The 26,961-nt window shown below is 71.0% G+C and carries 24 protein-coding genes; 17 read left to right on the top strand and 7 right to left on the bottom strand.

Annotated features, from left to right (window positions below; translation table 11 throughout):
- Positions 1-166 precede the first annotated feature (166 nt).
- Positions 167-910 (bottom strand): rhomboid-like protein, encoded by a 744-nt coding sequence (locus ACFC1R_RS03310; protein ID WP_375931851.1) that lies wholly within the window; start codon positions 908-910, stop codon positions 167-169.
- Positions 911-1,431: 521 nt separating this feature from the next.
- Here ACFC1R_RS03310 and ACFC1R_RS03305 point away from each other — a divergent pair.
- The 6 genes from ACFC1R_RS03305 (at position 1,432) to ACFC1R_RS03280 (ending at position 10,018) form a co-directional block, all read left to right on the top strand.
- Positions 1,432-2,169, top strand: a complete 738-nt coding sequence (locus tag ACFC1R_RS03305) for a response regulator transcription factor (protein ID WP_045298910.1) — start codon at positions 1,432-1,434, stop codon at positions 2,167-2,169.
- Between the two features lie 66 nt (positions 2,170-2,235).
- Positions 2,236-3,450 (top strand): ATP-binding protein, encoded by a 1,215-nt coding sequence (locus tag ACFC1R_RS03300; RefSeq protein WP_375931848.1) that lies wholly within the window; start codon positions 2,236-2,238, stop codon positions 3,448-3,450.
- Between the two features lie 359 nt (positions 3,451-3,809).
- On the top strand, positions 3,810-7,553 hold the full coding sequence (locus ACFC1R_RS03295; RefSeq protein ID WP_375931845.1) for a multifunctional oxoglutarate decarboxylase/oxoglutarate dehydrogenase thiamine pyrophosphate-binding subunit/dihydrolipoyllysine-residue succinyltransferase subunit: 3,744 nt from the start codon (positions 3,810-3,812) through the stop codon (positions 7,551-7,553).
- A 108-nt stretch (positions 7,554-7,661) separates the two neighbouring features.
- On the top strand, positions 7,662-7,841 hold the full coding sequence (locus ACFC1R_RS03290) for a DUF6104 family protein (protein ID WP_030267971.1): 180 nt from the start codon (positions 7,662-7,664) through the stop codon (positions 7,839-7,841).
- A 235-nt stretch (positions 7,842-8,076) separates the two neighbouring features.
- The gene (locus ACFC1R_RS03285; RefSeq protein WP_375931841.1) at positions 8,077-8,967 is read left to right on the top strand and encodes a DUF4097 domain-containing protein; all 891 of its coding nucleotides are present in this window, start codon (positions 8,077-8,079) and stop codon (positions 8,965-8,967) included.
- 1 nt (position 8,968) lies between these two features.
- A complete protein-coding gene (locus tag ACFC1R_RS03280) occupies positions 8,969-10,018 on the top strand; it encodes a PadR family transcriptional regulator (protein ID WP_375931838.1) in 1,050 nt (349 codons plus the stop codon).
- A gap of 88 nt (positions 10,019-10,106) precedes the next feature.
- Here ACFC1R_RS03280 and ACFC1R_RS03275 read toward each other — a convergent pair whose 3' ends face one another.
- Both ACFC1R_RS03275 and ACFC1R_RS03270 read right to left on the bottom strand, forming a co-directional pair.
- Complete coding sequence (locus ACFC1R_RS03275) at positions 10,107-11,069, bottom strand: zinc-binding dehydrogenase (protein ID WP_375931835.1); 963 nt, start codon at positions 11,067-11,069, stop codon at positions 10,107-10,109.
- A gap of 114 nt (positions 11,070-11,183) precedes the next feature.
- Complete coding sequence (locus ACFC1R_RS03270) at positions 11,184-12,380, bottom strand: NADP-dependent malic enzyme (protein WP_375931833.1); 1,197 nt, start codon at positions 12,378-12,380, stop codon at positions 11,184-11,186.
- Positions 12,381-13,059: 679 nt separating this feature from the next.
- Between ACFC1R_RS03270 and ACFC1R_RS03265 the strand changes: the two genes are divergently transcribed.
- The 5 genes from ACFC1R_RS03265 (at position 13,060) to ACFC1R_RS03245 (ending at position 17,777) form a co-directional block, all read left to right on the top strand.
- Positions 13,060-13,980: an ABC transporter substrate-binding protein gene (locus tag ACFC1R_RS03265; protein ID WP_375931830.1), complete on the top strand. Its 921-nt coding sequence runs from the start codon at positions 13,060-13,062 to the stop codon at positions 13,978-13,980.
- Positions 13,981-14,337: 357 nt separating this feature from the next.
- A complete protein-coding gene (locus ACFC1R_RS03260; protein ID WP_375931827.1) occupies positions 14,338-15,270 on the top strand; it encodes an ABC transporter substrate-binding protein in 933 nt (310 codons plus the stop codon).
- A gap of 35 nt (positions 15,271-15,305) precedes the next feature.
- Entirely contained in the window at positions 15,306-16,280 is a 975-nt protein-coding gene (locus tag ACFC1R_RS03255; protein WP_375931824.1) for an amino acid ABC transporter permease, read from the top strand.
- On the top strand, positions 16,277-17,068 hold the full coding sequence (locus tag ACFC1R_RS03250) for an amino acid ABC transporter ATP-binding protein (protein WP_375931821.1): 792 nt from the start codon (positions 16,277-16,279) through the stop codon (positions 17,066-17,068). The genes ACFC1R_RS03255 and ACFC1R_RS03250 overlap by 4 nt, the downstream gene beginning before the upstream one ends.
- Before the next feature lie 112 nt (positions 17,069-17,180).
- Complete coding sequence (locus ACFC1R_RS03245; RefSeq protein WP_375931818.1) at positions 17,181-17,777, top strand: CGNR zinc finger domain-containing protein; 597 nt, start codon at positions 17,181-17,183, stop codon at positions 17,775-17,777.
- On the opposite strand, the gene sodX is transcribed toward ACFC1R_RS03245, so the two are convergent.
- Positions 17,761-18,219, bottom strand: coding sequence for a nickel-type superoxide dismutase maturation protease (gene sodX, locus ACFC1R_RS03240; RefSeq protein WP_375931815.1), 459 nt, complete (start codon positions 18,217-18,219; stop codon positions 17,761-17,763). The genes ACFC1R_RS03245 and sodX overlap by 17 nt on opposite strands.
- A 193-nt stretch (positions 18,220-18,412) precedes the next feature.
- Here sodX and sodN point away from each other — a divergent pair, with 193 nt between their 5' ends.
- The 4 genes from sodN (at position 18,413) to ACFC1R_RS03220 (ending at position 21,253) form a co-directional block, all read left to right on the top strand.
- Positions 18,413-18,811 carry a superoxide dismutase, Ni gene (gene sodN / locus ACFC1R_RS03235; RefSeq protein ID WP_375931812.1) on the top strand — a complete coding sequence of 133 codons (399 nt, stop codon included), beginning with the start codon at positions 18,413-18,415 and terminating at the stop codon, positions 18,809-18,811.
- A 134-nt stretch (positions 18,812-18,945) separates the two neighbouring features.
- On the top strand, positions 18,946-19,419 hold the full coding sequence (locus ACFC1R_RS03230) for a GNAT family N-acetyltransferase (protein WP_375931809.1): 474 nt from the start codon (positions 18,946-18,948) through the stop codon (positions 19,417-19,419).
- Positions 19,420-19,649: 230 nt separating this feature from the next.
- Entirely contained in the window at positions 19,650-20,063 is a 414-nt protein-coding gene (locus ACFC1R_RS03225; RefSeq protein WP_045298702.1) for an anti-sigma regulatory factor, read from the top strand.
- A 110-nt stretch (positions 20,064-20,173) separates the two neighbouring features.
- Positions 20,174-21,253 (top strand): RNA polymerase sigma factor SigF, encoded by a 1,080-nt coding sequence (locus ACFC1R_RS03220; protein WP_375931806.1) that lies wholly within the window; start codon positions 20,174-20,176, stop codon positions 21,251-21,253.
- Positions 21,254-21,341: 88 nt separating this feature from the next.
- On the opposite strand, the gene ACFC1R_RS03215 is transcribed toward ACFC1R_RS03220, so the two are convergent.
- Positions 21,342-21,773 (bottom strand): hypothetical protein, encoded by a 432-nt coding sequence (locus tag ACFC1R_RS03215; protein WP_375931803.1) that lies wholly within the window; start codon positions 21,771-21,773, stop codon positions 21,342-21,344.
- Between the two features lie 51 nt (positions 21,774-21,824).
- On the opposite strand from ACFC1R_RS03215, the gene ACFC1R_RS03210 reads away from it, so the two are divergent.
- Both ACFC1R_RS03210 and ACFC1R_RS03205 read left to right on the top strand, forming a co-directional pair.
- On the top strand, positions 21,825-22,796 hold the full coding sequence (locus ACFC1R_RS03210; protein WP_375931800.1) for a diacylglycerol/lipid kinase family protein: 972 nt from the start codon (positions 21,825-21,827) through the stop codon (positions 22,794-22,796).
- 363 nt (positions 22,797-23,159) lie between these two features.
- Positions 23,160-23,411 carry a WhiB family transcriptional regulator gene (locus ACFC1R_RS03205; RefSeq protein WP_014138019.1) on the top strand — a complete coding sequence of 84 codons (252 nt, stop codon included), beginning with the start codon at positions 23,160-23,162 and terminating at the stop codon, positions 23,409-23,411.
- Positions 23,412-23,762: 351 nt separating this feature from the next.
- Here ACFC1R_RS03205 and ACFC1R_RS03200 read toward each other — a convergent pair whose 3' ends face one another.
- On the bottom strand, positions 23,763-25,280 hold the full coding sequence (locus ACFC1R_RS03200; RefSeq protein WP_375931798.1) for a PAS domain-containing sensor histidine kinase: 1,518 nt from the start codon (positions 25,278-25,280) through the stop codon (positions 23,763-23,765).
- A 619-nt stretch (positions 25,281-25,899) separates the two neighbouring features.
- On the bottom strand, positions 25,900-26,958 hold the full coding sequence (locus ACFC1R_RS03195; RefSeq protein WP_375931795.1) for an SIS domain-containing protein: 1,059 nt from the start codon (positions 26,956-26,958) through the stop codon (positions 25,900-25,902).
- Positions 26,959-26,961 lie beyond the last annotated feature (3 nt).

Genomic DNA, 26,961 nt, shown 5'->3' with positions numbered 1-26,961 from the left:
ATCCGGCCGATGCGAGGCGCACGGGCATGAGCTGCGGCACGACCGCGGGGAACGGCACGCGGGAGACGGGGCACCATCCACGGGAACCGTTCAACGACCGGGCGGGCGCCCGAAATCCCGCCGCGGCGGATTCACGCCGCCGAGAGGGTGGTCCGGCGCGGCGGGCTCACGCCTGCGAGGCGGCGATCCGGCCTGGCAGGAGGCGGCGGAGGCGGAGCGGGCGGCCACGGCCGCGACCGCGGCGGAGCCAGCGCCAGAGCGAGATGCCGACCAGCAGGGCCGCCGGGTGGCCGACGCCGGTGACCAGGTCCTGGTCGGTGAGGATCTGATGCCCGATCATGCCGCCCGCGCCGGCCAGCGCGAGGATCCGGCCGGTCGGCCGCAGCAGCCCGGCGAGCGCGCCGAGACTGGCCAGCACGCCGTAGCTGACACCGATGTCGAGGCTGTCCAGTGCCGCGGGGCCGAGCCGTCCGGTGGCCACGCCGAGCGCGACGACCAGCTGCGAGAGCAGGGTGGCCAGGACGTGACCGGCCCCGAAGGCCACCGCCGCCCGCAGCCCGCCGACCCGCCGCTCCAGCGGCGCCACGGTGAAGGCGAAGGCCCACAGGTACGGCATCCAGACCGGCCCGGCCACCCAGAGGCCGCTGAGCAGCAGGGCGACGACCGGCCGGTGCAGCAGGTTGTGGCCGTCGGTGCTGGAGATCTCCTGGAGCCTGCGCACCAGGGCGGGGTCGCCGAAGCGGGAGAACAGGGTGGTGCCGAGCAGCACCACCAGATAGCTGAGCGCGAAGGGGTTGCGGCGCGGGGTGGGCACCAGTCGCCGCACCTTGTCCAGCAGTCCCGTCAACGCCAGCAGGCCGGATCCCCGCCCGTGGGCGGCACCGGTCGTACCGTGTCCCAGCTCCGGCATTCCGCCTCCGCTCCAGGTCGTGAGTGGCGTGGGTGGCGTTGTCGTGCCCACGGTACGTCGAGCTCCTGAGAGCCCGCTGAGAGGGACCTGTGAAGATCGCGCCAAAACCGGGCCCGACACCTTCCCCACCTTGGTCCGTACCAGCCCTTTGTTTACGGACGAGTAGTCACTTCGCAGTGAAGTGTGTCATCCGTTCGACGGCATACGCACCGTTACGGGCGATATTTTTGCCGGGTAAGGTATCGCCCCGTACCCCGTCCCGGGCAGGTCTCCGGCCCCGGCCAACAGGCCGGTTGTACCGGTTCACCTGCCGGGATGCTCGCAGTGTCCGTACGCTGCGATGAGAGCGGAAGGCGCGCAGACCCACACCTGCGAGCCTTTCCTTCCGATGCCGACGGCGGACGGCATTTCGGGTGGACCGCGGGCCGGAACACGGCCCATGACGGAACAAGACGACTACGAGCGGAGCCCACTGTCCCCACAGGCAGTCGGCCCGCAGCCCTGGGGGCGGTGGCGTGACCGTGACAGAAATTCAGCAGGAGAGCACCGGCACTGGCAGTCCGGTGACCACACAGCGACGTGTGCTGGTCGTCGAGGACGAGCCGACGATCGCCGAGTCGATCGCGGCCCGGCTCGGCGCGGAGGGCTTCAAGGTCGCCGTGGCCCACGACGGCCCCGGCGCGGTGGACGGCTTCCACACCTGGCAGCCGGACCTGGTGGTCCTCGACGTGATGCTGCCCGGCTTCGACGGACTCGAGGTGTGCCGCCGGATCCAGGCGCAGCGCCCGGTTCCGGTCCTGATGCTGACCGCCCGCGACGACGAGACGGACCTGCTGGTCGGCCTCGGGGTCGGCGCGGACGACTACATGACAAAGCCGTTCTCGATGCGCGAGCTGGCGGCCCGGGTCAACGTGCTGCTGCGCCGCGTGGAGCGGGCCCAGCAGGCGGCCAGGACGCCCGCGCTCGGCTCCCTGCGCTTCGGCGAGCTGGAGATCGACCACGTCCAGCGCCGGGTCCGGCTCGGCGCCGGCGACGTCCACCTGACGCCGACCGAGTTCGACCTGCTGGCCTGCCTCGCCGCCCAGCCGCGCGCCGTGCTCACCCGCGAGCAGCTGCTGGCCGAGGTCTGGGACTGGACGGACGCCTCCGGCACCCGCACCGTCGACAGCCACGTCAAGGCACTACGCCGCAAGATCGGCGCCAGTTGGATCCGTACGGTGCACGGAGTCGGGTACGCCCTGGAGGCACCGCTCTCCTAGCCGTACCGGTGCTTGGGCCACCGGGGGGCCCAGGTCCGGCAGGCAGGGGGACGACGCAGGGACGACATGACCTTTCCACAGCAACGCAACGGGGTGAACCCGCAGCGGGCCGCCGAGGCGAGCGCCGCCGCACAGGGGCGCCGCGGCCTGGCCGCGCGCGCCGCGAGCCGCATCTGGGCCGACATCCGGCCCCTGGACCCGGTCCGCTCGATCAAGGGCAAGCTGGCCCTGCTGGTGAGCGTTTCGGTGTTCCTGGCCACCGGCATGGCGGTGGTCGCGATCCGGTCCGAGACCCAGATCCGGATCATCATGATCTTCTCGATGATCGCCTCGCTGCTCTTCATGCAGTTCCTGGCGCACGGGCTGACCGCGCCGCTGCGCGCCATGACCGCCGCCGCCCGGGCCATGGCGAGCGGCGACTACAGCGCCCGGGTGGAGGTCTCCTCCCGGGACGAGGTCGGCGAGCTGGCCGACACCTTCAACCGGATGGCCGCCGATCTGGAGGCCGCCGACCGGCACCGCCGCGAGCTGGTCGCCAACGTCTCGCACGAGCTGCGCACACCGATCGCCGCCCTGCGCGCCGTCCTGGAGAACGTGGTGGACGGTGTCGTCCAGCCCAATCCGAAGACGCTGGGCGCCGCGCTGGAGCAGACCGAGCGGCTCGGCCGCCTGGTCACCCACCTGCTGGACCTCTCCAAGCTGGACGACGGCGTGGTCCCGCTGGACGCCCGCCCGTTCGAGGTCCGGCCCTTCCTGGACGGAGTGCTGCGCGGCGTCACGGTGGACGGCGCCACGGCCGGCGGCGCCTACGCCAGGCGCGACGACGTGAAGCTGCGCCTGGACGTCAGCCCGGCGGCGCTGACCGGCGTCGCCGACACCGAGCGGCTGCACCAGGTGGTCGCCAACCTGGTGGACAACGCCTGCAAGCACTCCCCCACCGGGGGCACCGTGACGGTCCGGGCGAGAGTGGGGGACCACCCCGGCGCACTGCTGCTGGAGGTCGAGGACCAGGGTCCCGGCATCCCGGTCCAGGACCGCAGCCACGTGTTCGAGCGCTTCGGCCGCAGCGGCACGGCGACCGCCCAGGGGCCCGGCAGCGACGGCGGCACCGGCCTCGGTCTGGCCATCGCCCGCTGGGCGGTCGACCTGCACGGCGGCCGGATCAGGGTGGCCGAGACCGCCGAGGGCTGCCGGATCGAGGTCGCCCTGCCGGGGACGGGAGCGGCCGAGGAGGCCGAGGAGGCCGGCGCCCCCGGCGCGGAGGCCGCCGACCGGCGGTAGCGCGCGGACCCGGCGCCGGGTCGGGAGCCGGGTCCGGCGGACGTCGCTCCGCCCGGCCCCGGTTGCCCCGATCTGTCACAGAACTGGAACACAAGGCATCCGGTCATGTGTCAGGTCACTCTTCACTGGGTAGCGACCTGCAGTATTGTCCAAGTTTGTAGGGATTTCGACCGAACGAGTGGGCGCCTGCCTACCCGTTGGTCGACTGTTCTAACGCACGTTTTCAGCCAAATTGCAGGTCAGTACTGTGATCTGGACGACGCCTACCGGCTGGGGACTGCGCGATCACTGTTCGGAGGCGTAGCCTTAATCCCCGCTGTCCACCATCCCAAAAGGAAGCGGAAGAGGGCGGTTGCCCCGTGTCGCCACACCCTGAAACCCCCGTCAGCTCGGCAAGCTCCACTGGCTTCGGCCCCAACGAGTGGCTCGTCGACGAGATCTACCAGCAGTACCTCCAGGATCCCAACTCGGTCGACCGAGCCTGGTGGGACTTTTTCGCCGACTACAAGCCCGGTACCGAGGTGACTCCAGTGACCCAGGCCGCAACCCAGGCCGGCCCCACGCCGACCACCGTTGCTGCTCCTGCCGCCCCCGCTGCTGCTCCGGCGGCGCCCGCCCCCGCTGCACCGGCCGCTCCGGCCCCGGTCCAGCCGGCGCCCGCGCCGCTCGCCGCAGCCCCTGCCGCGCCGCCCGCGCCGAAGGCCGCCGCCCCGGCCGCGCCCGCGCCGGCCGCGGAGGGCCCCGAGCTGGTCGTGCTGCGCGGCCCGGCCAAGGCGGTCGCCACCAACATGGACGCCTCGCTGGAGGTGCCGACCGCGACGTCGGTCCGCGCCGTGCCGGCCAAGCTGCTGATCGACAACCGCATTGTCATCAACAACCACCTGCAGCGCGCCCGTGGTGGCAAGGTCTCCTTCACCCACCTGATCGGCTACGCCCTCGTCCAGGCCATCAAGGCCAGCCCGGGGATGAACCACAGCTACCAGGTCAAGGACGGCAAGTCCTACCTGGTGAAGCCCGAGCACGTGAACCTCGGCCTGGCCATCGACCTGGTCAAGCCGAACGGCGACCGCCAGCTCGTCGTCGCGGCCATCAAGAAGGCCGAGACCCTCGACTTCTTCGGTTTCTGGCAGGCCTACGAGGACATCGTCCGCCGCGCCCGCGCCAACAAGCTGACGATGGACGACTTCACCGGCGTCACCGTCTCGCTGACCAACCCCGGCGGCATCGGCACCGTGCACTCCGTGCCGCGCCTGATGCAGAACCAGGGCACCATCGTCGGCGTCGGCGCCATGGAGTACCCGGCCGAGTTCCAGGGCTCCTCCCCGGACACCCTGGCCAAGCTGGGCATCTCCAAGATCATGACGCTCACCTCGACCTACGACCACCGGGTCATCCAGGGTGCGGCGTCCGGCGAGTTCCTGCGCACCATCCACCAGCTGCTGCTGGGCGAGCACGGGTTCTACGACGAGGTCTTCGAGTCGCTGCGGATCCCGTACGAGCCGGTCCGCTGGGCGACCGACGTCGCCACCACCCACGACGACGAGGTCAACAAGACCGCCCGCGTCATGGAGCTGATCCACTCCTACCGGGTCCGCGGCCACCTGATGGCTGACACCGACCCGCTGGAGTACAAGCAGCGCAAGCACCCCGACCTGGACGTGGTCTCGCACGGCCTCACCCTGTGGGACCTGGAGCGCGAGTTCGCGGTCGGCGGCTTCGGCGGCCAGAAGATGATGAAGCTCCGCGACATCCTCGGCCTGCTGCGCAACACCTACTGCCGCACCGTCGGCGTCGAGTACATGCACATCCAGGACCCGAAGCAGCGCAAGTGGCTGCAGGAGCGCCTGGAGAAGCCGTACACCAAGCCCGAGCGCGAGGAGCAGCTGCGCATCCTGCGCCGGCTGAACTCCGCCGAGGCCTTCGAGACCTTCCTGCAGACCAAGTACGTCGGGCAGAAGCGTTTCTCGCTGGAGGGCGGCGAGTCGCTCATCCCGCTGCTGGACGCGACCATCGACGCCGCGGCCGAGCACCGCCTCGACGAGGCCGTCATCGGCATGGCCCACCGCGGCCGCCTGAACGTGCTGGCCAACATCGTCGGCAAGCCGTACGGCAAGATCTTCGGCGAGTTCGAGGGCAACCTGGACCCGAAGTCGATGCACGGCTCCGGCGACGTCAAGTACCACCTGGGCTCCGAGGGCACCTTCACCGGCCTGGACGGCGAGACCATCAAGGTCTCGCTCGCCGCGAACCCCTCCCACCTGGAGGCCGTGGACCCGGTCGTCGAGGGCATCGCCCGCGCCAAGCAGGACATCCTGGACCAGGGCGGCACGTCCTTCCCGGTGCTGCCGATCCAGATCCACGGTGACGCGGCCTTCGCCGGCCAGGGCGTCGTCGCGGAGACCCTGAACATGTCGCAGCTGCGCGGCTACCGCACCGGCGGCACCGTGCACGTCGTGGTGAACAACCAGGTCGGCTTCACCGCCGCCCCGGCCAGCAGCCGCTCCTCGATGTACTGCACCGACGTGGCCCGCATGATCGAGGCCCCGATCTTCCACGTGAACGGCGACGACCCGGAGGCCGTGGTCCGCGTCGCGCGGCTCGCCTTCGAGTTCCGCCAGACGTTCCACAAGGACGTCGTGATCGACCTCATCTGCTACCGCCGCCGCGGTCACAACGAGGCCGACAACCCGTCGTTCACCCAGCCGCTGATGTACGACCTGATCGACAAGAAGCGCTCGGTGCGCAAGCTGTACACCGAGGGCCTGATCGGTCGCGGCGACATCACCATGGAAGAGGCGGAGCAGGCGCTCCAGGACTTCCAGGGCCAGCTGGAGAAGGTCTTCTCCGAGGTCCGCGCGGCCGCCACCGCCCCGGCCCCCGCCGCCAACGGCAAGCCGGTCGCCGACTTCCCGGTCAGCATCCAGACCGGCATCTCCGAGGAGATGGTGAAGCGGATCGCCGCCTCGCAGGTCAACCTGCCGGACTGGCTGACCGTCCACCCGCGCCTGCTGCCGCAGCTGCAGCGCCGCGCCGCCTCGGTCGAGGACAACACCATCGACTGGGCGATGGGCGAGACCCTGGCCATCGGCTCGCTGCTGATGGAGGGTCACCCGGTCCGCCTGGCCGGCCAGGACAGCCGTCGCGGCACCTTCGGCCAGCGCCACGCGGTCCTGATCGACCGGGTCAGCGGCGAGGACTACACCCCGCTGCTGTACCTGACGGAGGACCAGGCCCGCTACACCGTCTACGACAGCCTGCTGTCGGAGTACGCGGCGATGGGCTTCGAGTACGGCTACTCGCTGACCCGCCCGAACGCGCTGGTCATGTGGGAGGCGCAGTTCGGCGACTTCGTCAACGGCGCGCAGACCGTGGTGGACGAGTACATCGCCTCCGCCGAGCAGAAGTGGGGCCAGCACTCCGGCGTCACCCTGCTGCTGCCGCACGGCTACGAGGGCCAGGGCCCGGACCACTCGTCCTCCCGCCCGGAGCGCTTCCTCCAGCTGTGCGCGCAGAACAACATGACGGTGGCCATGCCGACCCTGCCGTCGAACTACTTCCACCTGCTGCGCTGGCAGGCGCACAACCCGCACCACAAGCCGCTGGTCGTCTTCACCCCGAAGTCGATGCTGCGCCTGAAGGCCGCGGCGTCGTCCACCTCGGAGTTCCTCTCCGGTTCGTTCCGCCCGGTCATCGGCGACTCCACGGTGGACCCGGCGAACGTGCGCAAGGTCGTCATCACGGCCGGCAAGTTCTACTACGACCTGGAGGCCGCCCGCGCCGAGCGTGGTGTCACCGACACCGCGATCGTCCGGGTCGAGCGGCTCTACCCGCTGCCGGTCGCCGAGCTCCAGGAGGAGCTGGGCCGCTACGGCGAGAACGTCCAGTTCATCTGGGCGCAGGAGGAGCCGGCCAACCAGGGTGCCTGGCCGTTCATCGCGATGAACCTGGTCGACCACCTGCAGGTCGTCATCGGCCGCAGCGCCAACGGTGGTGCGCGCCTGCGCCGCGTCGCCCGCACGGCCTCCTCGGCCCCCGCGGTCGGCTCGGCCAAGCGCCACGCCGCCGAGCAGCAGGCCCTGCTCGACGAGGTCTTCAGCCTCTGAGACGGCTGAGGGTCCCGAAGCACTGACGGCCCGGTCCCCGCTCCGGCGGGGACCGGGCCCGCGGCTATTCTGACCAGGTCAATCCCCATCGGAGCGGAGCGCAGAACCGTGTACTTCACCGACCGAGGCATCGAGGAACTGGAGAGCCGGCGCGGCGACGAGGAGGTCACCTTCGAGTGGCTGGCCGAGCGGCTGCGGGAGTTCGTCGACCTCAACCCCGACTTCGAGATCCCGGTCGAGCGGCTGGCCACCTGGCTGGCCCGGCTGGACGACGAGGACGAGGACTGAAACGCGCGCCGAGGGCCCGGGAGGCAGCTGCCTCCCGGGCCCTCGGCATGTCCGCCACCGGGCGACCGCCGGGGCCCGCACCGACGACCGGGAGCCGGGCCGGGCGGCCGGGTACGGGAGCGCCCCTACGGGAGAGACCAGGGTCGAGGGGTCCTTGACTTGCCCAGTACGCGATATATCGTGTTACTCAGGCAGACGCGATACATCGCGAACCACAACGGGAGGCGACAGCATCATGAGCCAGTGGACGGTCAGTGAGCCGCAGCGGATCGGTTTCGACGGGCAGCAGGTCGACACCCTGCACGTGCGCACCATCGGCGGCGCGGTCAACGTCGTCGCCACCGAGGGCCCGGCCCGCCTGGAGGTCACCGAGCTGGAGGGCGAGCCGCTGCTCGTCACCCTGGAGGACGGCGTCCTCACCGTGACGTACAAGGACCTCAGCTGGGGCGAGTTCGGCGAGGCCGTGAAGTCGGTGCAGTCGGTGAAGTACTTCTTCGCCTCGCTCCGCCGCAAGCGCCGGGCCGTGGTCTCGCTGGCCGTGCCGGCCGGCGCCGAGGCGAAGGTCGGCACGGTCTCGGCCGACGCCACGGTCTCCGGGCTCACCGGCCGGGTCTCGGTGAACGGCGCCAGCGGGGAGACCACCCTGGTGGGCCTCACCGGCCGGACCGACGCCAACACCGTCTCGGGCAACGTGGACGCCCAGTCGGTGGCCGGCGAGCTGCGGGTCAACACCGTCTCCGGCCAGGTCACCCTGGTCGCCGGGGCGGCCGAGAAGGTCCAGGCCAACTCCGTCAGCGGCGACGTCACCCTGGACCTGGACGTCGAGACCGCCGCCGACATCCGCGTCACCACGGTGAGCGGCGCGGTCGGCGTCCGGCTGCCCTCGCTCGCCGACACCCGGGTCGAGGCCGGTACCACCAGCGGCGACCTCACCAGCACCTTCGACGAACTCAAGCTCGGCGGCACCTGGGGCGCCAAGAAGCTCTCCGGCCAGCTCGGCAGCGGCAACGGCAAGCTCCAGGTCACCACCGTCTCCGGTGCGGTGACGGTGCTCCGCCGCCCGGACGCCGAGGACCGCCCCAACCTGGTGAAGGAACTCCCCTCCGCCGGTACTCAGGAGGCATGACATGACCCCCGTCTTCGGCCACGGCCGGCTCCGGCTCTACCTGCTCAAGCTCCTGGACGAGGCCCCCCGGCACGGCTACGAGGTGATCCGCCTCCTGGAGGAACGGTTCCAGGGCCTGTACGCGCCCTCGGCCGGCACCGTGTACCCGCGGCTGGCGAAGCTGGAGAAGGAGGGCCTGGTCAGCCACACCACCGAGGGCGGCCGCAAGGTCTTCCGCCTCACCGACGCCGGGCGCACCGAACTGACCCTGCGCCAGGACGAGCTGGCCGAGCTGGAGGTGGAGATCCGCGAGTCGGTGGCCCAGCTGGCCGGGGCGATCCGCGAGGACGTCCGGGACAGCGCCAAGGACCTGCGCGAGGAGCTCTGGGGCGCGGCCAGGAAGGCTCCCAGGCCGCAGGCCGAGGACGGGGCCGGAGCCGGGGCCGGGAGCCCGTGGGACGGCCCGTGGGGCGACAAGGAGTCCTGGCAGCGGGCCAAGGAGGAGTTCGCCCAGTTCAAGGCCCAGGCCAAGGAGCAGGCGAAGCGGGCCAAGGAGCAGGAGCAGGCCGCCAAGGCGAAGGCCAGGGCGGCCGAGGAGGAGGCCCGCAGGCTGCGCGAGCAGTCCAGGGCCGCCAGGTCCGCCGCACAGCAGGAGGCGCTGCGGATCAAGCGCCGGGTGGAGCAGCAGGTCCGTGACGCGGCGGCCCGCGGGGACTGGTCCTCCGGGCTGGCCGAAGGGCTCTCCGAGCTGACCAGGAGCCTGGCCGGGCTGGCCGACGCCGCCAAGTGGGGCCACCCCGCGGCGCCGGAGGAGGAGGTCCGGGTCACCCGGATCGACCTGGACGAGGAGGACCTGGCCGGCGGGGCCGAGCAGCTGCCGGCGGACCTCCCGCCGTGGACGGAGACCGATCCTTCGGCCGACCCCGCCCGGGAGTTGGAGCGCCTGCTGGACCGCTTCCGCGACCAGGTCAGGGACGCCGCCCGGGACACCGGGGTGACGGCCGCCCAACTCGCCGAATCGCGTGGCGCCCTGGCCGCGGCCGCGGCGCGCCTGCGGCGGCTCCTGGGCTGACGGGTGGGCCACCGGCCGCGCGGGGAGCCGCCCGGCCGGTGGAGAGTCACCCGTTGCCCTGTCGCCCCGGGGTCACGGGATCACGGGGTCACGGGGTCAGGACGAGCTTGCCGAAGACATCGCCCTTGGCGAGGCGGGCGAAGGCGTCGCGGGCCTCGGTGAGCGGCAGCACACTGTCGATCACCGGCCGGATCCCGGTGTTGACGCAGAGGGAGAGCAGACCGGCGAGCTCCTCCTTGGTGCCCATCGTCGAGCCGGCGACGTTGAGTTCGAGGAAGAAGATCCGGTGCAGCTCGGTCGTGGGCGGGTGGTAGCCGGAGGTGGCACCCGAGATGACGATGGTGCCGCCGGGCCTGACGGCCTTGACCGAGTGCGCCCAGGTGGCGGCGCCGACGGTCTCCATCACCGCGTCCACCCGCTCGGGCAGCCGGGCGCCGCTCTCGAACGCGGCGTCCGCCCCGAGTTCGACCGCTCGGGCCCGCTTGGCCTCGTCCCGTCCGGTCACCCAGACCCGGAGTCCCGCCGCCTTGGCCAGCACCACCAGCGCGGTGGAGACCCCACCCCCGGCCCCCTGGACCAGGACGGTGTCACCGGGCTTGACGCCCGCCTTGGTGAAGAGCATCCGGTAGGCCGTCAGCCAGGCGGTGGGCAGGCAGGCGGCCTGCTCGAAGGAGAGTCCGGCGGGCTTGGGCAGCAGGTTCCAGGTCGGTACCGCGACGCGCTCGGCGAAGGTGCCCTGGTAGCGCTCGGTCAGCAGGGAGCGCGGTTCGTCGGGGCCGACCCCGTGGCCGCTCTGGCCGATCACCGAGTGGATGACGACCTCGTTGCCGTGCTCGTCCACCCCCGCGGCGTCGCAGCCCAGGATCATCGGCAGCCGCTCGGCGGGCAGTCCCACCCCGCGCAGTGACCAGAGGTCGTGGTGGTTGAGGGTGGCGGCCCTGACCGTCACCACGCTCCAGCCCGGACGGGCCTGCGGTTCGGGGAGTTCCCCCAACTCCAGCGCGCTCAGCGGGTCGTCGGCGTCGATACGTGCGGCGTAGGCAGCGAACATGTCCCGGACGATAGCCGTGACGGCGGTGGCCCGGAACCACGCGGAGGTGTGACCTCCACCGCGTGTCCCGGGCCCACCGCGCCGCTGCCCGCGTACCGCGGGCCCGCCGGAGCCCTACCGCCGTGCGACGCCCTCCGCGCGGGCGGCCTCGGCCACGGCCTTGGTGACCGCCGGGGCGACCCGCTCGTCGAACGGCGAGGGGATGACCTTCTGCGGCGTCAGCTCGTCGGCGACGACGGCGGCCAGCGCCTTGGCGGCGGCCAGCTTCATGCCCTCGGTGATCCGGCCGGCCCGGACCTGGAGGGCACCGGCGAAGATGCCGGGGAAGGCCAGCACGTTGTTGATCTGGTTCGGGAAGTCGCTGCGGCCGGTGGCCACCACGGCCGCGTACCGGTGCGCGACCTCGGGGTGGATCTCCGGGTCGGGGTTGGCCATCGCGAAGACGAAGCAGCCCTCGGCCATGGTGGCGACGACGTCCTCGGGCACGGTACCGCCGGAGACGCCGATGAAGACGTCCGCACCCGCCAGCGCCTCGGCCAGCGAGCCCTTGAGCCCGGCCCTGTTGGTCCGCGCGGCGATCTCGGCCTTGACGTCCGTCAGGTCCTCCCGGCCCTCGTACACCACGCCGCGGCGGTCGCAGACCGCCACGTCGCCGATCCCGGCCGCGAGCAGCATCTTGGCGATGGCGATCCCGGCCGCACCGGCGCCGGAGATGACCGCCCGCAGGTCGCCGACCTCACGGTTGGTCACCTTGGCGGCGTTCCACAGGGCGGCGGTGGTGACGATCGCGGTGCCGTGCTGGTCGTCGTGGAAGATCGGGATGTCCAGGGCGTCCTGGAGCCGTCGTTCGATCTCGAAGCAGCGCGGGGCGGAGATGTCCTCCAGGTTGACGCCGCCGAAGGACGGGGCGAGCCGGACCACCGTCTCGACGATTTCGTCAACTTCGGTGCAGGCCAGCGCGATCGGAACCGCGTCCACGCCGCCGAACTGCTTGAAGAGGATCGCCTTGCCCTCCATCACCGGCAGCGACGCCTCGGGGCCGATGTCGCCGAGGCCCAGCACGGCGGTGCCGTCGGTGACGACCGCGACCACGTTGGACTTCCAGGTGTAGTCGTTGACCAGCTCGGGCTGCTCGGCGATGGCCGTGCAGACCCGGGCCACACCCGGTGTGTAGGCGAGGGACAGGTCGTCCGCGTCGCGCACCGGCACCGTGGCGCGCACCTCCATCTTGCCGCCGCGGTGCAGGGCGAAGACCGCGTCGACGGGGTCCTCGGTGTCCTGGGTGTTCGGGTGGATGATCTCCGCTGCCACGATGACCTCTTCGTCATGATCGGCGAGAGCGCGCGGCCGACGGTCAGTCGACCCGGACCGCCTCCCGGAGGGAGAAGCGGAAACCGGGTACGCCTGGGCGTACCCGGAACCGGGTCGGGGGCGCAGCCGTCGGGCGCGCCCTCGGGTGAGGGTTGGGTTTTCTGCGCTGTGCTTCCGCTCTGCCAGAGCGTCATCCGGCCGTGGCCGGACGTCGAGCCTAGGTCGGACCGAGGCACCGCACCTATGCCTTTTTGTCCTCTTCACGCACTGGTCATCGCTGAATCACCTCTTGACGACCGGCGGTTTCGGAAGAACCGGCCGGCCGGTGGCGACAACGGCGACCGGGCACGCGCACTCGCAGGGGTGAACCCAGACACGGAGGGGAGCCGGCGCTGCGGATCCAGAGTCGGAGTCTTCGACTTCCGGTCCTGCGCACCCCGGGTCCTCCCCCGCCCTATCGACAGAGGGGGCCCGGCGGTCTGAGTCCTGTTCGGGGGTCACCCGATACCAGATTCTGACACACCCGCCGATCGGCCCGGCAGGGCGGGATGGGAGGATCCCACTTCCGGCCACCGGTCATCCCGGGGCCGTGGCCCGGCGGGGCACGGCACCCGGTCCATCCGCACATCCGCACGAGCCCGGTGGCACAGCATCCCTCGCCCAACCGGAGGAGCCCTCCATGCACGCCACGACGCCACTGACCACGAGCCGCGCCGGACGGGCCGGGGTGGCCCTGGCCGCCGGGACGCTGCTGCTCACGGCCTGCAGCAGTGGTTCGGCGCCCAAGAACCCGGACAGCGAGGACCTGCACGGCAAGCTGCCCGCGGCCGTCAGGTCCGCCGGCGTGCTGAAGATAGGTTCGGACCTCAACTACGCGCCGGTGGAGTTCAAGGGCCAGAACGGCGAGGCGACCGGGCTCGACCCGGACATCGCCGAGGCGATCGGCAAGGAGCTCGGCCTGAAGGTCGAGTTCGTGGACACCTCGTTCGACAAGCTGTTCTCGGCGCTGCAGGCCAAGGACATCGATGTGGCGATGTCCGCGCTGAGCGACAACCGCCAGCGCCGGGACGGCACCGATGACAGCGGCAAGCAGGTCGATACCGGCGTGGACTTCGTCGACTACTTCATCGCCGGCAGCTCGATCCTCGTCCAGAAGGACAACCCGAAGAACATCAAGAGCCTGGACGACCTGTGCGGCCACACCGTCGCACTCCAGCGCGGCACCACCCAGGCCGAGATCGCCGACCGGCAGACCGGCTCCTGCACCAAGCTGAAGAAGCCGCTGACCGTGCACCTGCTGGACACCGACGAGCAGGCCCTGGCCGAGCTCGCCTCGGGCAAGGCGACCGCCGACCTGAACGACTTCCCGGTCGCCGCGCACGTCGCCACGACCAACCCGGACAAGTACCAGGTCTCCAGCGCGCAGCTCCAGCCCGGCCCGTACGGCATCGCGCTGCGGAAGTCCGACACCGATCTGCGCGACCTGGTGGCCAAGGCGCTGGACCGGGTGATCCGCAGCGGCGCGTACGACAAGATTCTCGCCAAGTGGAACGTCTCGGCGGGAGCAGCCCAGAACGCGGTGATCAATGGTGGGTTCTGACGCCTGATCAGGGAGGGGTCGGGGCGCCACAGTTGGCGCCGCGTGGTTCCGTGCGTTCACGCACAGGGTGACAGGACCGTGGGATTCGTCCGAATAACGGACATGTCGAGTCCCCGTTATCCGATTTTGATCTGAATAAGGGCCCGCTCATCGACACCGGGTGGCAGGATTCCCCCCAACTCGGATCGAAACTGCCCCTTCGGCCCCCGGCCGTGCGGGGTGCTCCGGCCGCCGGCCGGAGGTGTGCACTCCGTTCGAGCCCGTTCGATCACGTCGTCCATCTCGGCGGAGGGTGGCGACCGAAGGACCCCGGCAGGACCTCCACCCGACCTCTCCCACAGGAGGAGATTCCCCCTCATGATCGTCCGCACCCCGCACTCCCGCCTCCTGGCGGCCGGCGCCGTCCTCGCCACCGCCACCCTCGCGCTCACCGCCTGCGGCAGCAGCGGCTCCTCCTCCGGCGGTTCGGCCGGCGCCAACCCGAGCGCCTCGGTCAAGGCCGTCACCGCCGACCCGGCGCTGGCCGCGTTAGTCCCCGCCGACGTCAAGGCGAGCGGCAAGCTGGTGGTCGGCGCCGACGCTTCGTACGCACCGGACGAGTTCAAGGACGACAAGGGCGACATCGTCGGCATGGACGTCGATCTGGCCAATGCCATCGCGCAGAAGCTGGGTCTGACCGCCGAGGTCCAGAACTCCGGCTTCACCGCGATCATCCCCGGTATCGATGCGAAGAAGTTCCAACTCGGAATGAGCTCCTTCACCGACACGAAGGAGCGTGAGCAGACCGTCGACATGGTCACCTACTTCAACTCGGGCATCGCGTTCGCGGTCAGGAAGGGCAACCCGGACAAGATCTCCGCCGACGACCTCTGCGGCAAGAAGATCGCCGTCCAGACCGGCACCACCGAGGTCGACGACATCAAGGACAACATCAACCCGGCCTGCACCAAGGCCGGGAAGCCGACCGTTCCGAACGACGGCGACAAGTTCGACCTGCAGACCGACGTCACCACCGCCCTGGTGTCCGGCCGCGACCAGGTCATGAGCGCCGACTCGCAGGTCATCGACTACGCCGTCAAGCAGACCAACGGCCAGCTGGAGAAGCTGGGCGAGACCCGGGACAGCGCCCCGTACGGCATCGCGCTGGCCAAGGGCTCCCCGCTGACCAAGGCGGTCCAGGGCGCCGTCCAGTCGCTGATGGACGACGGCACCTACAAGCAGATCCTGCAGAAGTGGGGCGTCGACGCCGGGGCCGTCTCCAAGGCCGAGATCAACGCCGCCAAGAGCTGACCCCCCGCCGGAACGCACCCCCCGAGGCCACCAACGTGAACTCTCCCGACCAGGGGGAGGTGACACCGGGACCGCCGGCCACCATCAAGGCCGTCCCGGTTCGCCACCCCGGACGCTGGGCCGGAGCCGTCGTCATCGCCGTGCTGGCGGCGATGCTGCTCCACGCCCTGATCTTCAACCCCGCCTTCCAGTGGGACGTCGTGGGCAGGTACCTGTTCGACTCGAGCATCCTGCGCGGCCTCGGGGTCACCCTGGAGCTGACCGCGCTGTCCATGGTCATGGGCGTGCTCGGCGGGATCATCCTCGCGGTGATGCGCCTGTCCCCGAACCCGCTGCTGTCGGCCACCGCCTGGTTCTACATCTGGGTCTTCCGCGGCACCCCCGTCCTGGTGCAGCTGGTCTTCTGGAACTTCCTCGGCGCACTGTGGCCGAAGCTGTCGCTCGGCGTCCCGTTCGGCCCCTCTTTCTGGTCGGAGTCGACCAACTCGCTGATCCCGGTGTTCACCGCGGCCCTGCTGGGCCTGGGCCTCAACGAGGCCGCCTACATGGCGGAGATCGTCCGCGGCGGCATCCAGTCGGTGGACGAGGGCCAGGGCGAGGCCGCGCACGCGCTCGGCATGAGCCGGTTCAGGACCATGCGCCGGATCGTCCTCCCGCAGGCCATGCGGGTGATCATCCCGCCGACCGGCAACGAGACCATCTCGATGCTCAAGACCACCTCGCTGGTCAGCGTGATCGCCCTGGAGGAGCTCTTCCGGGCCGGTCAGAACATCTACTCGCGCAACTTCCAGACCATCCCGCTGCTGATCACCGTCAGCCTCTGGTACCTCTTCCTGACCTCGGTGCTGACCGTCGGGCAGTACTACATCGAGCGGTACTACGGACGCGGGACGACCCGGAGCCTTCCGCCCACGCCGCTGGCGCGGCTGCGCGGCCTGTTCGCCGGGAAGCCGGTGCCGGGCGGCGGGTCCGACGTCGTCCCCGGTCTCGAGGGAGGTGGTCACGCATGACCGACCTGGCGAAGCCGCGGGCCTCGGGTGAGCCGATGGTCAGGGCCGAGGGCGTGCGCAAGTCCTACGGGACGGTCGAGGTGCTCAAGGGCATCGACCTGGAGGTCAGGCATGGCGAGGTGTTCTGCCTGATCGGGCCCTCCGGCTCCGGCAAGTCGACCTTCCTGCGGTGCATCAACCACCTGGAGAAGATCAACGGCGGCCTGCTGTCCGTGGACGGCGAGCTGGTCGGCTACGCGATGAGGGGCGGCAAGCTCCACGAGCTCAGGGACCGCGAGGTCGCCCTCAAGCGCCGCGACATCGGCATGGTCTTCCAGCGCTTCAACCTCTTCCCGCACATGACCGCGCTCGAGAACGTGATCGAGGCGCCGGTGCAGGTCAAGAAGGAGAGCCGGGCCGCCGCCAAGGAGCGCGCGATGGCCCTGCTGGAGCGCGTCGGCCTGGCCGACAAGGCCGGGAACTACCCGACCCAGCTCTCCGGCGGCCAGCAGCAGCGCGTGGCGATCGCCCGTGCGCTGGCCATGAAGCCCAAGCTGATGCTCTTCGACGAGCCCACCTCCGCGCTCGACCCCGAGCTGGTCGGCGACGTCCTGGACGTCATGCGCGGCCTCGCCGAGGAGGGCATGACGATGATCGTCGTCACCCACGAGATGGGCTTCGCCCGCGAGGTCGGCGACGCGCTGGTCTTCATGGACGGCGGCGTCGTGGTCGAGTCGGGCCACCCCCGCGACGTCCTCACCGACCCCCGGCACGAACGCACCAGGGCCTTCCTCTCCAAGGTGCTCTGACCCCACCACCCGGCGCCCGGCAGGACCCGTTCCCGCCGGGCGCCGACGCGTTGCCCCGGCAGGTAATACCCTGGACCCAGCTCGCCCGTTACCGGCCCTTGGAAGGACCACCGTGGAGCTCGCCTCGTACGCCGACTACGCCGTCCGGCTGGTGAACAGCGAGGAGCCCGACCGCGGCACCGACACGCTCACCTCGGTGGACGCCGTCCGGGCCCTGTTCGGCACGCCCTCACGGGCCGCCTCGCTCTCGGACGAGAGCGACCTGCCCCGGCTTCGGGGCGTCCGGGTCAGGCTGCGCGGGGTCTTCGAGTCGGCGGCCGAGGGCGACCAGGTCAGGGCGGTCGACCTGCTGAACAGCCTGATGGTGGAGTACCCGGTCAGCCCACTGGTCTCCGGGCACGACGACCTGAACGAGGCCGGGCAGCCCCGCTGGCACCTGCACCTCGCCGACAACGCGCCGACCGCCGCCGCCAACTTCACCGCCGTCGCCTGCATGGGCCTGGCCATCCACCTCACCGAGCTGGGGGTCGACCGGCTCGGCATCTGCCAGGCCACGCCCTGCCGCAACGCCTACCTGGACACCTCCACCAACCGCTCACGCCGCTACTGCTCGGACCGCTGCGCCACCCGCGCCAACGTCGCCGCGTACCGGGCCCGCAAGCGCGAGGAGGCCCAGCGGGCCGCACAGACGCTCACCGTTCGGGGCTGACCGGACGGCAGACCCCCAGCCGGGCCGCCAGCCGGCCGCAGCGGGCCAGCGAACCGTACGTCAGCGCCCGCTCCAGTGCGGCCGTCGGGGCCAGCCAGGCCGGGCGCGGACGCACCCTCAGCAGCACCCGCCCGAGCACCAGGTCGTCCGGCACCGCGCCGTACTCCCGGCTGTCCGTGAGCACCAGCGGATTGTCCGACAGCAGCCACCAGCCGCCGGGGCGCCGCCCGGCGGCGCGCTTCACCACCAACAGGTCCTGCCGCAACGGGTGCCGGAACAGCACCACCGCGCCGGGCCGGATCCGCGCGCCGTACCTGACCACCACCTGATCGCCCGCCAGCAGGGTGGGGCGCATCGACGGCCCTGCCACGTCGACCACCCCGAACGGCAGCAGCCCGCCGCCCGTCCGGCTCTCCCCGCCGTCCACCCGACCGCCCGTCATCCCTGCGCTCCCCGCTCTGTCGTGTCCCGGTGTGCCGGGTTCAGCATCCCCCGGCCCGCCCGGGTTCCGACGGCCGCCCGAAATCAACCGGTTGAGCCTCCTTCTTTTGCCCTAGGCCCCCGGCCCAACCGCGAAACCGGCCGTACGGAGAGGTAATCTCAGGCGCGGGAAGACGATCTAAGGAAGGACTCCCATGTTCTCTCGTCTGTTTGCTCCGCGAGCCACCGCGCACGCCCACTGCGACCTCCCCTGCGGCGTCTACGACCCGGCCCAGGCCCGCATCGAGGCCGAGTCCGTGAAGGCGACTCAGGAGAAGTACCAGGCCAACGAGGACGCGCAGTTCCGCACGCGCGCCCTGGTCATCAAGGAGGAGCGCGCCGAGCTGGTCAAGCACCACCTCTCGGTGCTGCACACCGACTACTTCAAGGCCCCGCACTTCGAGAAGTACCCGGAGCTGCACGACCTGTTCAACCGGGCCGGCAAGGCCGCCTCGGCCGCCAAGGCGTCCACCGACCCGGCCACCGGCCAGGCGCTGCTCGACCTGATCGCCGAGATCGACACGATCTTCTGGGAGACCAAGAAGGCCGCCTGATCACCACCGGCACCTCCGAGGGCCCGGCCGCTGCCACGCGCAGCGGTCGGGCCCTCGGGCTTCCGGGCGCCCCGCCGTACCGGACCGCGAGAACGGCCTCCCGGCAGCGGTGGGTCCGCGAGTACGCTCGCCGTATGATCCGCACCGCCGCAGTCACCGACGTCCCCGTCATCCACGCCATGATCCGCGAGCTGGCCGAGTACGAGAAGGCCCTGCACGAGGCCCGGGCCACCGAGGAGCAGCTGCGCGACGCACTGTTCGGCGAGCACCCGGCCGTCTTCGGCCTGGTCGCCGAGGACGACGCCAGCGGCGAGCCGGTCGGCTTCGCGCTGTGGTTCCGCAACTTCTCCACCTGGCGCGGCACCCACGGGATCTACCTGGAGGACCTGTACGTCCGCCCGACCGAGCGCGGCGGCGGCCACGGCAAGGCACTGCTGACCGAGCTGGCGCGGATCTGCGTCGAGCGCGGCTACTCCCGGCTGGAGTGGTCCGTCCTCGACTGGAACGAGCCCTCGATCGGGTTCTACAAGTCGCTGGGCGCCGTCCCGATGGACGAGTGGACGGTCTTCCGGCTGACCGACGACGCCCTCCGGGAACTGGGCGGCTGACCCGTGTCCGTCGCTCGTTCCCGTGACGGCTGGCCCGGATCGCGACATCGGGCCTCCTCTCGCGGTAACGTCTCGGGCGGATGCGCGGCGTTCCGGCCTCTCCCGGGTGGGTATGACCGGTACGTACCGCACCACCCCTCTGGACAGTTGGGGCGAAGCAGTTGAGCCATGCAACAGGAAGTGCCGCGGCCGCGGGGCCGCAAGCACCGCGCGTCACCCAGGAGGTGAGGGTGTCCCAGATCGACGGCGAGCCCGGAGTGAAGGACTTCGTGGAGGTCCGGCTGCCCGCAGCCGGGGCCTACCTCTCGGTGCTGCGAACGGCCACCGCCGGCCTCGCGGCCCGGCTGGACTTCACCCTGGACGAGATCGAGGATCTCCGGATCGCGGTGGACGAGGCCTGCGCCATCCTGCTTCAGCAGGCGGTGCCGGGCTCGATCCTCAGCTGCGAGTTCCGGTTGGTCGGGGACTCGCTCAGGGTCACCGTCGCCGCACCGACCACCGACGGCAAGGCCCCCGAGCGGGACACCTTCGCCTGGACGGTGCTCTCGGCGCTGGCCGGTGAGGTGGACTCCTCGGTCGGCCCGGACAACACGGTGTCGATCAGCCTGCACAAGAAGCGCGGCGGTGCGACCACCGCGGGGTGAGAGCCGGCCGTGAAGCCGTACGCGCGATCTGCCGCGCGTACGGCTCCCCCGTACCGCAGTGCGGTACAACCAATGTGAAGTGCTCCCCCGGAACGGAACGGGTGATCGCCGTGAGTGATCTGGACCGCACAGGTGTTGCCGGCAGCCCGGCCGCCACCGCCGACGTGGCCGTGCCGCCCCAGGCGAGCACCGCCGCCCCGTACCACTCCCGAAACGCCGCAGACGACGTGCACCCGAAGGACAGCCATCGGATGAGCCAGCCGACCGACCCGACGCCGGACCAGCAGCCGGACGCCCAGCAGCCGGGCCGCGCCCGGGACGAAGGTCCTGCGGCCGACGACGACCTGGTCGACGCGCTGACGGCCGAGGAGCTGAAGGCTGCCGCCGAGGCGGTCCGCAGTGCGGTGCCCGCGCAGGACCGGCACCGGTCCGGCGCGCCGGACCGGGAGGCCGCCCGGGCGCTCTTCGTCCGGCTGGCGGCGCTGCCCGAAGGGTCCCTGGAACGGGTCGAGCTGCGCAACCAGCTGGTCCGGATGCACATCCCGCTGGTCGAGCACCTGGCCCGGCGCTTCCGCAACCGCGGCGAGCCGCTGGACGACCTCACCCAGGTCGCCACCATCGGGCTGATCAAGTCGGTGGACCGCTTCGACCACGAGCGCGGGGTGGAGTTTTCCACCTACGCCACTCCGACCATCGTCGGCGAGATCAAGCGGCACTTCCGCGACAAGGGCTGGGCGGTGAGAGTGCCGCGCCGGCTCCAGGAGCTCCGGCTCTCGCTCACCACCGCGACCAGCGAGCTCTCCCAGCGGCACGGCCGCTCCCCCACGGTGCACGAGCTGGCGGAGCACCTCGGCATCTCCGAGGAGGACGTGCTGGAGGGCCTGGAGTCCGCCAACGCGTACTCCACGCTCTCGCTGGACGTCCCGGACAGCGACGACGAGTCGCCGGCCGTGGCGGACACCCTGGGGGCCACCGACGAGGCACTGGAGGGCGTCGAGTACCGCGAGTCGCTCAAGCCGCTGCTCGCCCAACTCCCGCCGCGCGAACAGAAGATCCTGGTCCTGCGGTTCTTCCGGAACATGACGCAGTCCCAGATCGCCGCCGAGGTGGGCATCTCGCAGATGCACGTGTCCCGGCTGCTGGCCCGCACGCTCGCGCAGCTGCGCGAGAAGCTGCTCGTCGAGGAGTGACGCGTACGGCCGGAGAGTCCAGCTCTCCGGCCGTAGGTGTGCGGCGCTGCCCGGCCGCCTCCGGGCGGCGCCTCGCCGGCGCTTCGCCTCAGTCGGCCTTCGGGCCGTAAAGGGCCTCGGTGGCACGGGGGTTGAGCAGGCTGGCGACACCGACCAGGCCGAGGGCGAGGACCACGACCGCCAGGGCGGGCATCACGCCGTCGCCCTGCCACATGTAGTACGCGACCGGCAGGCAGATCGTGTTGGTCAGCACGGCCGGGCTGCGGCCCCAGCGCTGCAGCCTGAGCAGGGCCCACGCGGCCGCCAGCGGCAGCAGACCCATCAGCAGCAGCACCACGCCGCCGAACTCGCTGCGACCGAGCGCCGCCGAGTCGCCGAGCAGTCCCGAGACCATGTCGTAGATGCCCCAGCCGGCCAGGACGGCCCCTTCGAGGGCGGTGATGACGGCGCCCCTGAGCAACGGGCCCGGCCTGCTCGGGGCCGGGCTGCTCGGAGTCTGCGCGGTAGTTTCTGCGGTCACTCCAGCAGGGTAACCGCCGCCTTCTCCGTACGGCCCCGTAGGCTGATCGACATGCGCGCTCTCCTGGTCGTGAACCCCAAGGCCACCACCACCAGTGGACGCACCCGCGATGTGCTCATCCACGCGCTGCGCAGCGATCTGAAGCTGGATGTCGCGGAGACCCGGTACCGGGGCCACGCCCGCGACCTGGCCCGACAGGCGGCCGTCGAGGACGGCGTGGACCTGGTGGTGGCACTCGGCGGCGACGGCACCGTCAACGAGGTGGTGAACGGGCTGCTCTCGCAGGGCCCGGCGGATCGGCTGCCGCGGCTCGCGGTGGTCCCCGGGGGCAGCACCAACGTCTTCGCCCGCGCGCTGGGCCTGCCGAACGACCCGGTGGAGGCGACCGGTGTCCTGCTGGACGCGGTGGAGCAGGGGCGGGAACGGGCGATCGGCCTGGGCAAGGCGATGACCGAGGGCCTGCCGGACCGCTGGTTCACCTTCACCGCGGGCCTCGGCTTCGACGCCGGCGTGGTGGGCCGGGTCGAGGAGCAGCGCAGGTCGGGTCGCCGGTCCACGCACGCGCTGTACGTCAACCAGGCGGTCAGGCACTACATCACGGAGCGTGAGCATCGTCGGAAAGGCCCGATCCACCTGGAGATCAATGGCCAGGAGTCGGTGCCGGGATTGGTGATGGCGATAGTCTCCAACACCTCGCCATGGACTTTTCTGGGTAATCGCCCGGTGGTCCCCTCGCCCTCCGCCTCCTTCGACACCGATCTCGACGTCTTCGGCATCACTCGAATGACGGCGTTCGGCACGGCTCGAACGGTCCGTCAGATTCTGCGTTCGCACAGTCCTGCTAACGGCTCCACGAGGCCGGTTGGCCCACAGGGAAAGCACGTCGTCTCCTATCACGACGTCAGGCACTTCACCTTGGTTTCACAGGAACCGGCCCCGTTTCAGGTCGACGGGGACCACCTTGGAGACAGGAGTCGCGTCAGTTTCACAGGCGTTCGGCGGGCACTGCGTGTGATTGTGTGACCAGAAGGGGGTTTCCCCCTTCTTCTCGAACGCACAAGCCCCCTTCACCCCATAGAAGTACGGGCTGTGAGCTAGGCGACACCGAAGAATCAAAAATTCCTACCCGAAGGGGGTTGTATCCCGGCCCGAGGTTTGCGAACCTCTACATGGCGATCGGGACACGTCGCAGCAGCCCCGCAGGACGGGCGCGGCAGGCGACGGCTCCCTTGATCCGCCCGAACCCCACCCCAGTACAGACCACCCAGGCCCGGGCGGGCCTTTGGTCCCTTTTACTGTTGCGGGATTCGTGAAAGCGTTCACATTCACAAGCCGCCATCGAGTGAGTCGGCCGGGCCACCCGCCCACCGACCGGAGGAGTTGGACATGGACTGGCGCCACCGCGCTGTCTGCCGCGAAGAGGACCCGGAGCTCTTCTTCCCGATCGGGAACACCGGTCCCGCTCTGCTGCAGATCGAGGAAGCCAAGGCCGTGTGCCGCCGCTGTCCCGTCATGGAGCAGTGCCTGCAGTGGGCGCTGGAGACCGGCCAGGACGCCGGCGTCTGGGGCGGAATGAGCGAGGACGAGCGTCGTGCGATGAAGCGCCGCGCCGCCCGCAACCGCGCCCGCACCGCCTGACACACACTCAGCTCGACCTGATCAACCCATGATCAAGGGCTCCGCCCCCGCGACCACGGTCGCGACAGCGGCCGAGCCTTCCGCAGGACGGGCCGCGCCTCGGCGAGGTCCGGACCACGCCGAGCGGCCAGGCCACTTGATACTGTTCACTTAGAGCAATACTGTGGACCTGTGGCGCTCACCGTGTGCAACACACGGGCCCGGCGTCGCACCACCAAAAGAGCCCCCGTTCCGGCCGACTCCCCCCGACGGCCGGAACGGGTTGAGAGGCCCTGTCGACCCACCCCCCCGGTCGACAGGGCCTCGTTTCCGTTTCCGGCACCCGGACCCGCCCGCCGGGCCCGCCCCGCTTCAGCGGATCGGGATCTCCAGGACCACCTTGGTGCCGCCACCAGGTGCGGCGACCATGTCGAAGGTGCCGCCCAGCTCGTTGGTGCAGAGCGTACGGACGATCTGCAGGCCGAGGTTGCCCGCCTGCTGCGGGTCGAAGCCCTCGGGCATGCCCGTGCCGTCGTCCTGCACGGTGATCAGCAGGTACTCGGCCGGCCTGGCGCCACTGGTCCAGCTGTCCGACCAGCCCTTGCCGCTCGCGGGGGCCCGGCCGCGCAGCGCGCCGACCTCCAGGTTCCCCTCGGACCTCGTACCAAAGGCGTGCTCCAGTGCGTTCTGCAGCAGTTCCGTGAGCACCATCGCCAGCGGGGTGGCGATCTCGGCGGGGAGGATGCCGAAGCTGCCGGTGCGCCTGGTCACCACGCGGCCGTCCTGGGACAGCTCCTTGACCATCGCCAGCACCCGGTCGGCGATCTCGTCGAAGGCCACCTTCTCGTCCAGCGCCTGTGAGAGCGTCTCGTGCACGATGGCGATCGAACCCACCCGGCGGACGGCCTCGTCCAGTGCGGCCCGCCCGGCCTCGGAGTCCATCCGGCGGGCCTGCAGGCGCAGCAGTGCGGCCACCGTCTGCAGGTTGTTCTTCACCCGGTGGTGGATCTCCCGGATGGTGGCGTCCTTGGTCATCAGCTCCCGGTCGCGGCGGCGCAGTTCGGTGACGTCCCGGCAGAGCACCAGCGAACCGGTGAGCGTGCCCTTCGGCTTGAGCGGGATGGCCCGCAGGGTGACCACTCCGCCCTGCACCTCGACCTCGGTCTGCCGCGGCGCCCAACCGCTGGCCAGCTTGACCAGTGCCTCGTGCACCGCGCTGCGCGACGGCGGGACCAACTCGGCGGTGGCACTTCCGAGATGGCTTCCCACCAGGTCGGCGGTGAGGCCGAGCCGGTGGTAGGCGGAGAGCGCGTTGGGACTGGCGTAGGTGACGATGCCCTCGGCGTCCAGCCGGATCAGGCCGTCGCCGACCCGGGGGGCGGCGTCCATGTCGGTCTGCTCGGCAGGGTAGGGAAACGTTCCTGCGGCGATCATCTGGGCCAGGTCGGAGGCGCTCTGCAGGTAGGTGAGCTCCAGCCGGCTGGGCGTGCGCACGGTCAGCAGGTTGGTGTTGCGGGCGATCACCCCGAGCACCCGGCCCTCGCGCCGGACCGGGATCGACTCCACGCGCACCGGGACCTCCTCGCGCCACTCCGGGTCGCCCTCGCGGACGATCCGGCCCTCGTCGAAGGCCGCGTCCAGCAGCGGACGGCGGCCGCGCGGGACCAGGTGACCGACCATGTCGTCCTGGTACGAGGTCGGCCCGGTGTTGGGGCGCATCTGGGCGACCGAGACGTACCGGATGCCGTCCCAGGTGGGGATCCAGAGCACCAGGTCGGCGAAGGAGAGGTCGGAGAGCAGCTGCCACTCCGAGACCAGCATGTGGAGCCACTCCACATCGGCACCGGTCAGCGTGGTGTGGCGGCGGACGAGTTCGTTCAGCGAGGGCACACGGCGAGCGTAACCGGAGGGGGGCCCGCCGGCCCCGGCGGCCGCCCGTCCGGATGGCCGGTGCCGAGACCTCCGGGCAAGTTGTCCAGACCAATTTTCGGACCACCCTGGACAACCGAATTGGTCTAGTCCACAATGAAAGAGCACCAAGGAGCCGCCCCCCGCGCAACTGCCCTGACCGCGCGAGGCAGCTCCTCGGTCGGTCGCCGCTCGTCCGAAGGCCCCGCACAGCCATCGGTCGGTGGAGGCGCCCGACGACAGCTCCGGGCTGCGGTGCCGCACGGGTTGAGGGTCCTGTGTCGGCGCCGTGGCCCGTAGTGCTTTTCCCTCCGCCGCGCCCGGCCGGGCAGCGCCTCGCACCCGGAACCCGTGACCGGCCGGCGCCCGCGCCTTCCGCCTTCCGCCTTCCGCCTTCCGTTGCTGCGGCTTCCCGCGGTGCGGCTCGGCGCAGCCCCGGACAGCGCACGCCTGCCCTGCGCGATCCCCCCGGCGGCCGCCCTCCGATGCGCGCCGCCCTCCGATGGACGCAAGCCCTCCGGGCTCGCGCCACTCCCCGGGCGCGACGAACGACGAAGCCCCCGACCTCGCCTGCGAGGCCGGGGGCTCTCCGCTGTGCGCGTCAGTGGGTCTCGGTGACCTTGGCGAGGGCGCGGGGGGCGTCCGGGTCCTGGCCGCGGGCGATGGTGACCTCGTAGGCGAGCTGCTGGAGCGGGAGGATCTCCAGGATCGGCTGGACCTCCTCGGGGACCCCGGCGGGCAGCACGAAGCCCGCGGAGGCGGCGTCCACCTGGTCCTGCTGGCCGAAGACGACCAGGTCGGCGCCCCGGCCGCGCAGGCGGTCCAGCACCGGCTGCAGGGCCTCGCCGCCCTTGCCGTCCGGGACGACCGCTATCACCGGGGAGACGTTGTCCACCATGGCCAGCGGGCCGTGCAGCAGGTCGGCGCCGGAGAACGGGGAGGCCGGGATGTAGGTGGTCTCCATCAGCTTCAGCGCCGCCTCGCGGGCGGTCGGGTAGCCGTAGCCGCGCGAGGTGATGACCAGGCGCTGGGCGAAGCGGTAGCGCTCGGCCAGCGTCCTGACCTCGCCCTGGCGGGCCAGGATCCGGGCCGCCAGCTCGGGCAGCACCTTGGCGGCCGAGCCGTCGCCCCCGCGCAGGCCCTCCACCAGCAGGTACAGCGCGAGCAGTTCGGCGGTGTAGGTCTTGGTGGCCGGCAGCGCCTTCTCCGGACCCGCCAGCACGTCGATGTGGAACTCGGAGACCTCGGCCAGCGGAGAGCCGGCGTTGTTGGTGACCGCCAGCGTGATCGCCCCGGCTTCGCGGGCGGCCTTGGTGGAAGCCACCAGGTCCGGCGAACCGCCGGACTGGCTGACGGTGATGACCAGCACGTCGGTGAGGTCCGGCTTGGCGCCGTACGCCGTCGTGGTGGACATCGAGGTGAGGCCGGCCGGCTTGCCCAGCAGCACCTCGATCAGGTACTTCGCGTACAGCGCCGCGTTGTCGGACGTGCCGCGCGCGGTCAGCAGGACGAAGCGCGGGGCGCGGGCGGCGATCTGGGCCGCGATCTCGCGGATCTTGGGGGCGCCTTCGTCGAGGATGCGCTGCAGGACGGCCGGCTGCTCGGCCATCTCCGCCGCCATGATCCGGCCGGGGACGGAAGTGGTCTGCGGGTCGGACATCTG

Source organism: Kitasatospora sp. NPDC056138 (genome assembly GCF_042264695.1).
Classification (GTDB): Bacteria; Actinomycetota; Actinomycetes; order Streptomycetales; family Streptomycetaceae; genus Kitasatospora.
The sequence above is the reverse complement of the archived record's forward strand: the minus strand, read 5'-3'. Positions and strand labels throughout refer to the sequence as shown.

Excerpts from the sequence above, each read along its gene's own strand:
- ACFC1R_RS03310 (WP_375931851.1), bottom strand. The coding sequence starts at position 910 with ATGCCGGAGCTGGGACACGGTACGACCGGTGCCGCCCACGGGCGGGGA.
- ACFC1R_RS03300 (WP_375931848.1), top strand. The coding sequence starts at position 2,236 with ATGACCTTTCCACAGCAACGCAACGGGGTGAACCCGCAGCGGGCCGCC.
- ACFC1R_RS03285 (WP_375931841.1), top strand. The coding sequence starts at position 8,077 with ATGAGCCAGTGGACGGTCAGTGAGCCGCAGCGGATCGGTTTCGACGGG.
- ACFC1R_RS03280 (WP_375931838.1), top strand. The coding sequence starts at position 8,969 with ATGACCCCCGTCTTCGGCCACGGCCGGCTCCGGCTCTACCTGCTCAAG.
- ACFC1R_RS03275 (WP_375931835.1), bottom strand. The coding sequence starts at position 11,069 with ATGTTCGCTGCCTACGCCGCACGTATCGACGCCGACGACCCGCTGAGC.
- ACFC1R_RS03265 (WP_375931830.1), top strand. The coding sequence starts at position 13,060 with ATGCACGCCACGACGCCACTGACCACGAGCCGCGCCGGACGGGCCGGG.
- ACFC1R_RS03260 (WP_375931827.1), top strand. The coding sequence starts at position 14,338 with ATGATCGTCCGCACCCCGCACTCCCGCCTCCTGGCGGCCGGCGCCGTC.
- ACFC1R_RS03250 (WP_375931821.1), top strand. The coding sequence starts at position 16,277 with ATGACCGACCTGGCGAAGCCGCGGGCCTCGGGTGAGCCGATGGTCAGG.
- sodX (WP_375931815.1), bottom strand. The coding sequence starts at position 18,219 with ATGACGGGCGGTCGGGTGGACGGCGGGGAGAGCCGGACGGGCGGCGGG.
- sodN (WP_375931812.1), top strand. The coding sequence starts at position 18,413 with ATGTTCTCTCGTCTGTTTGCTCCGCGAGCCACCGCGCACGCCCACTGC.
- ACFC1R_RS03230 (WP_375931809.1), top strand. The coding sequence starts at position 18,946 with ATGATCCGCACCGCCGCAGTCACCGACGTCCCCGTCATCCACGCCATG.
- ACFC1R_RS03210 (WP_375931800.1), top strand. The coding sequence starts at position 21,825 with ATGCGCGCTCTCCTGGTCGTGAACCCCAAGGCCACCACCACCAGTGGA.
- ACFC1R_RS03205 (WP_014138019.1), top strand. The coding sequence starts at position 23,160 with ATGGACTGGCGCCACCGCGCTGTCTGCCGCGAAGAGGACCCGGAGCTC.
- ACFC1R_RS03195 (WP_375931795.1), bottom strand. The coding sequence starts at position 26,958 with ATGTCCGACCCGCAGACCACTTCCGTCCCCGGCCGGATCATGGCGGCG.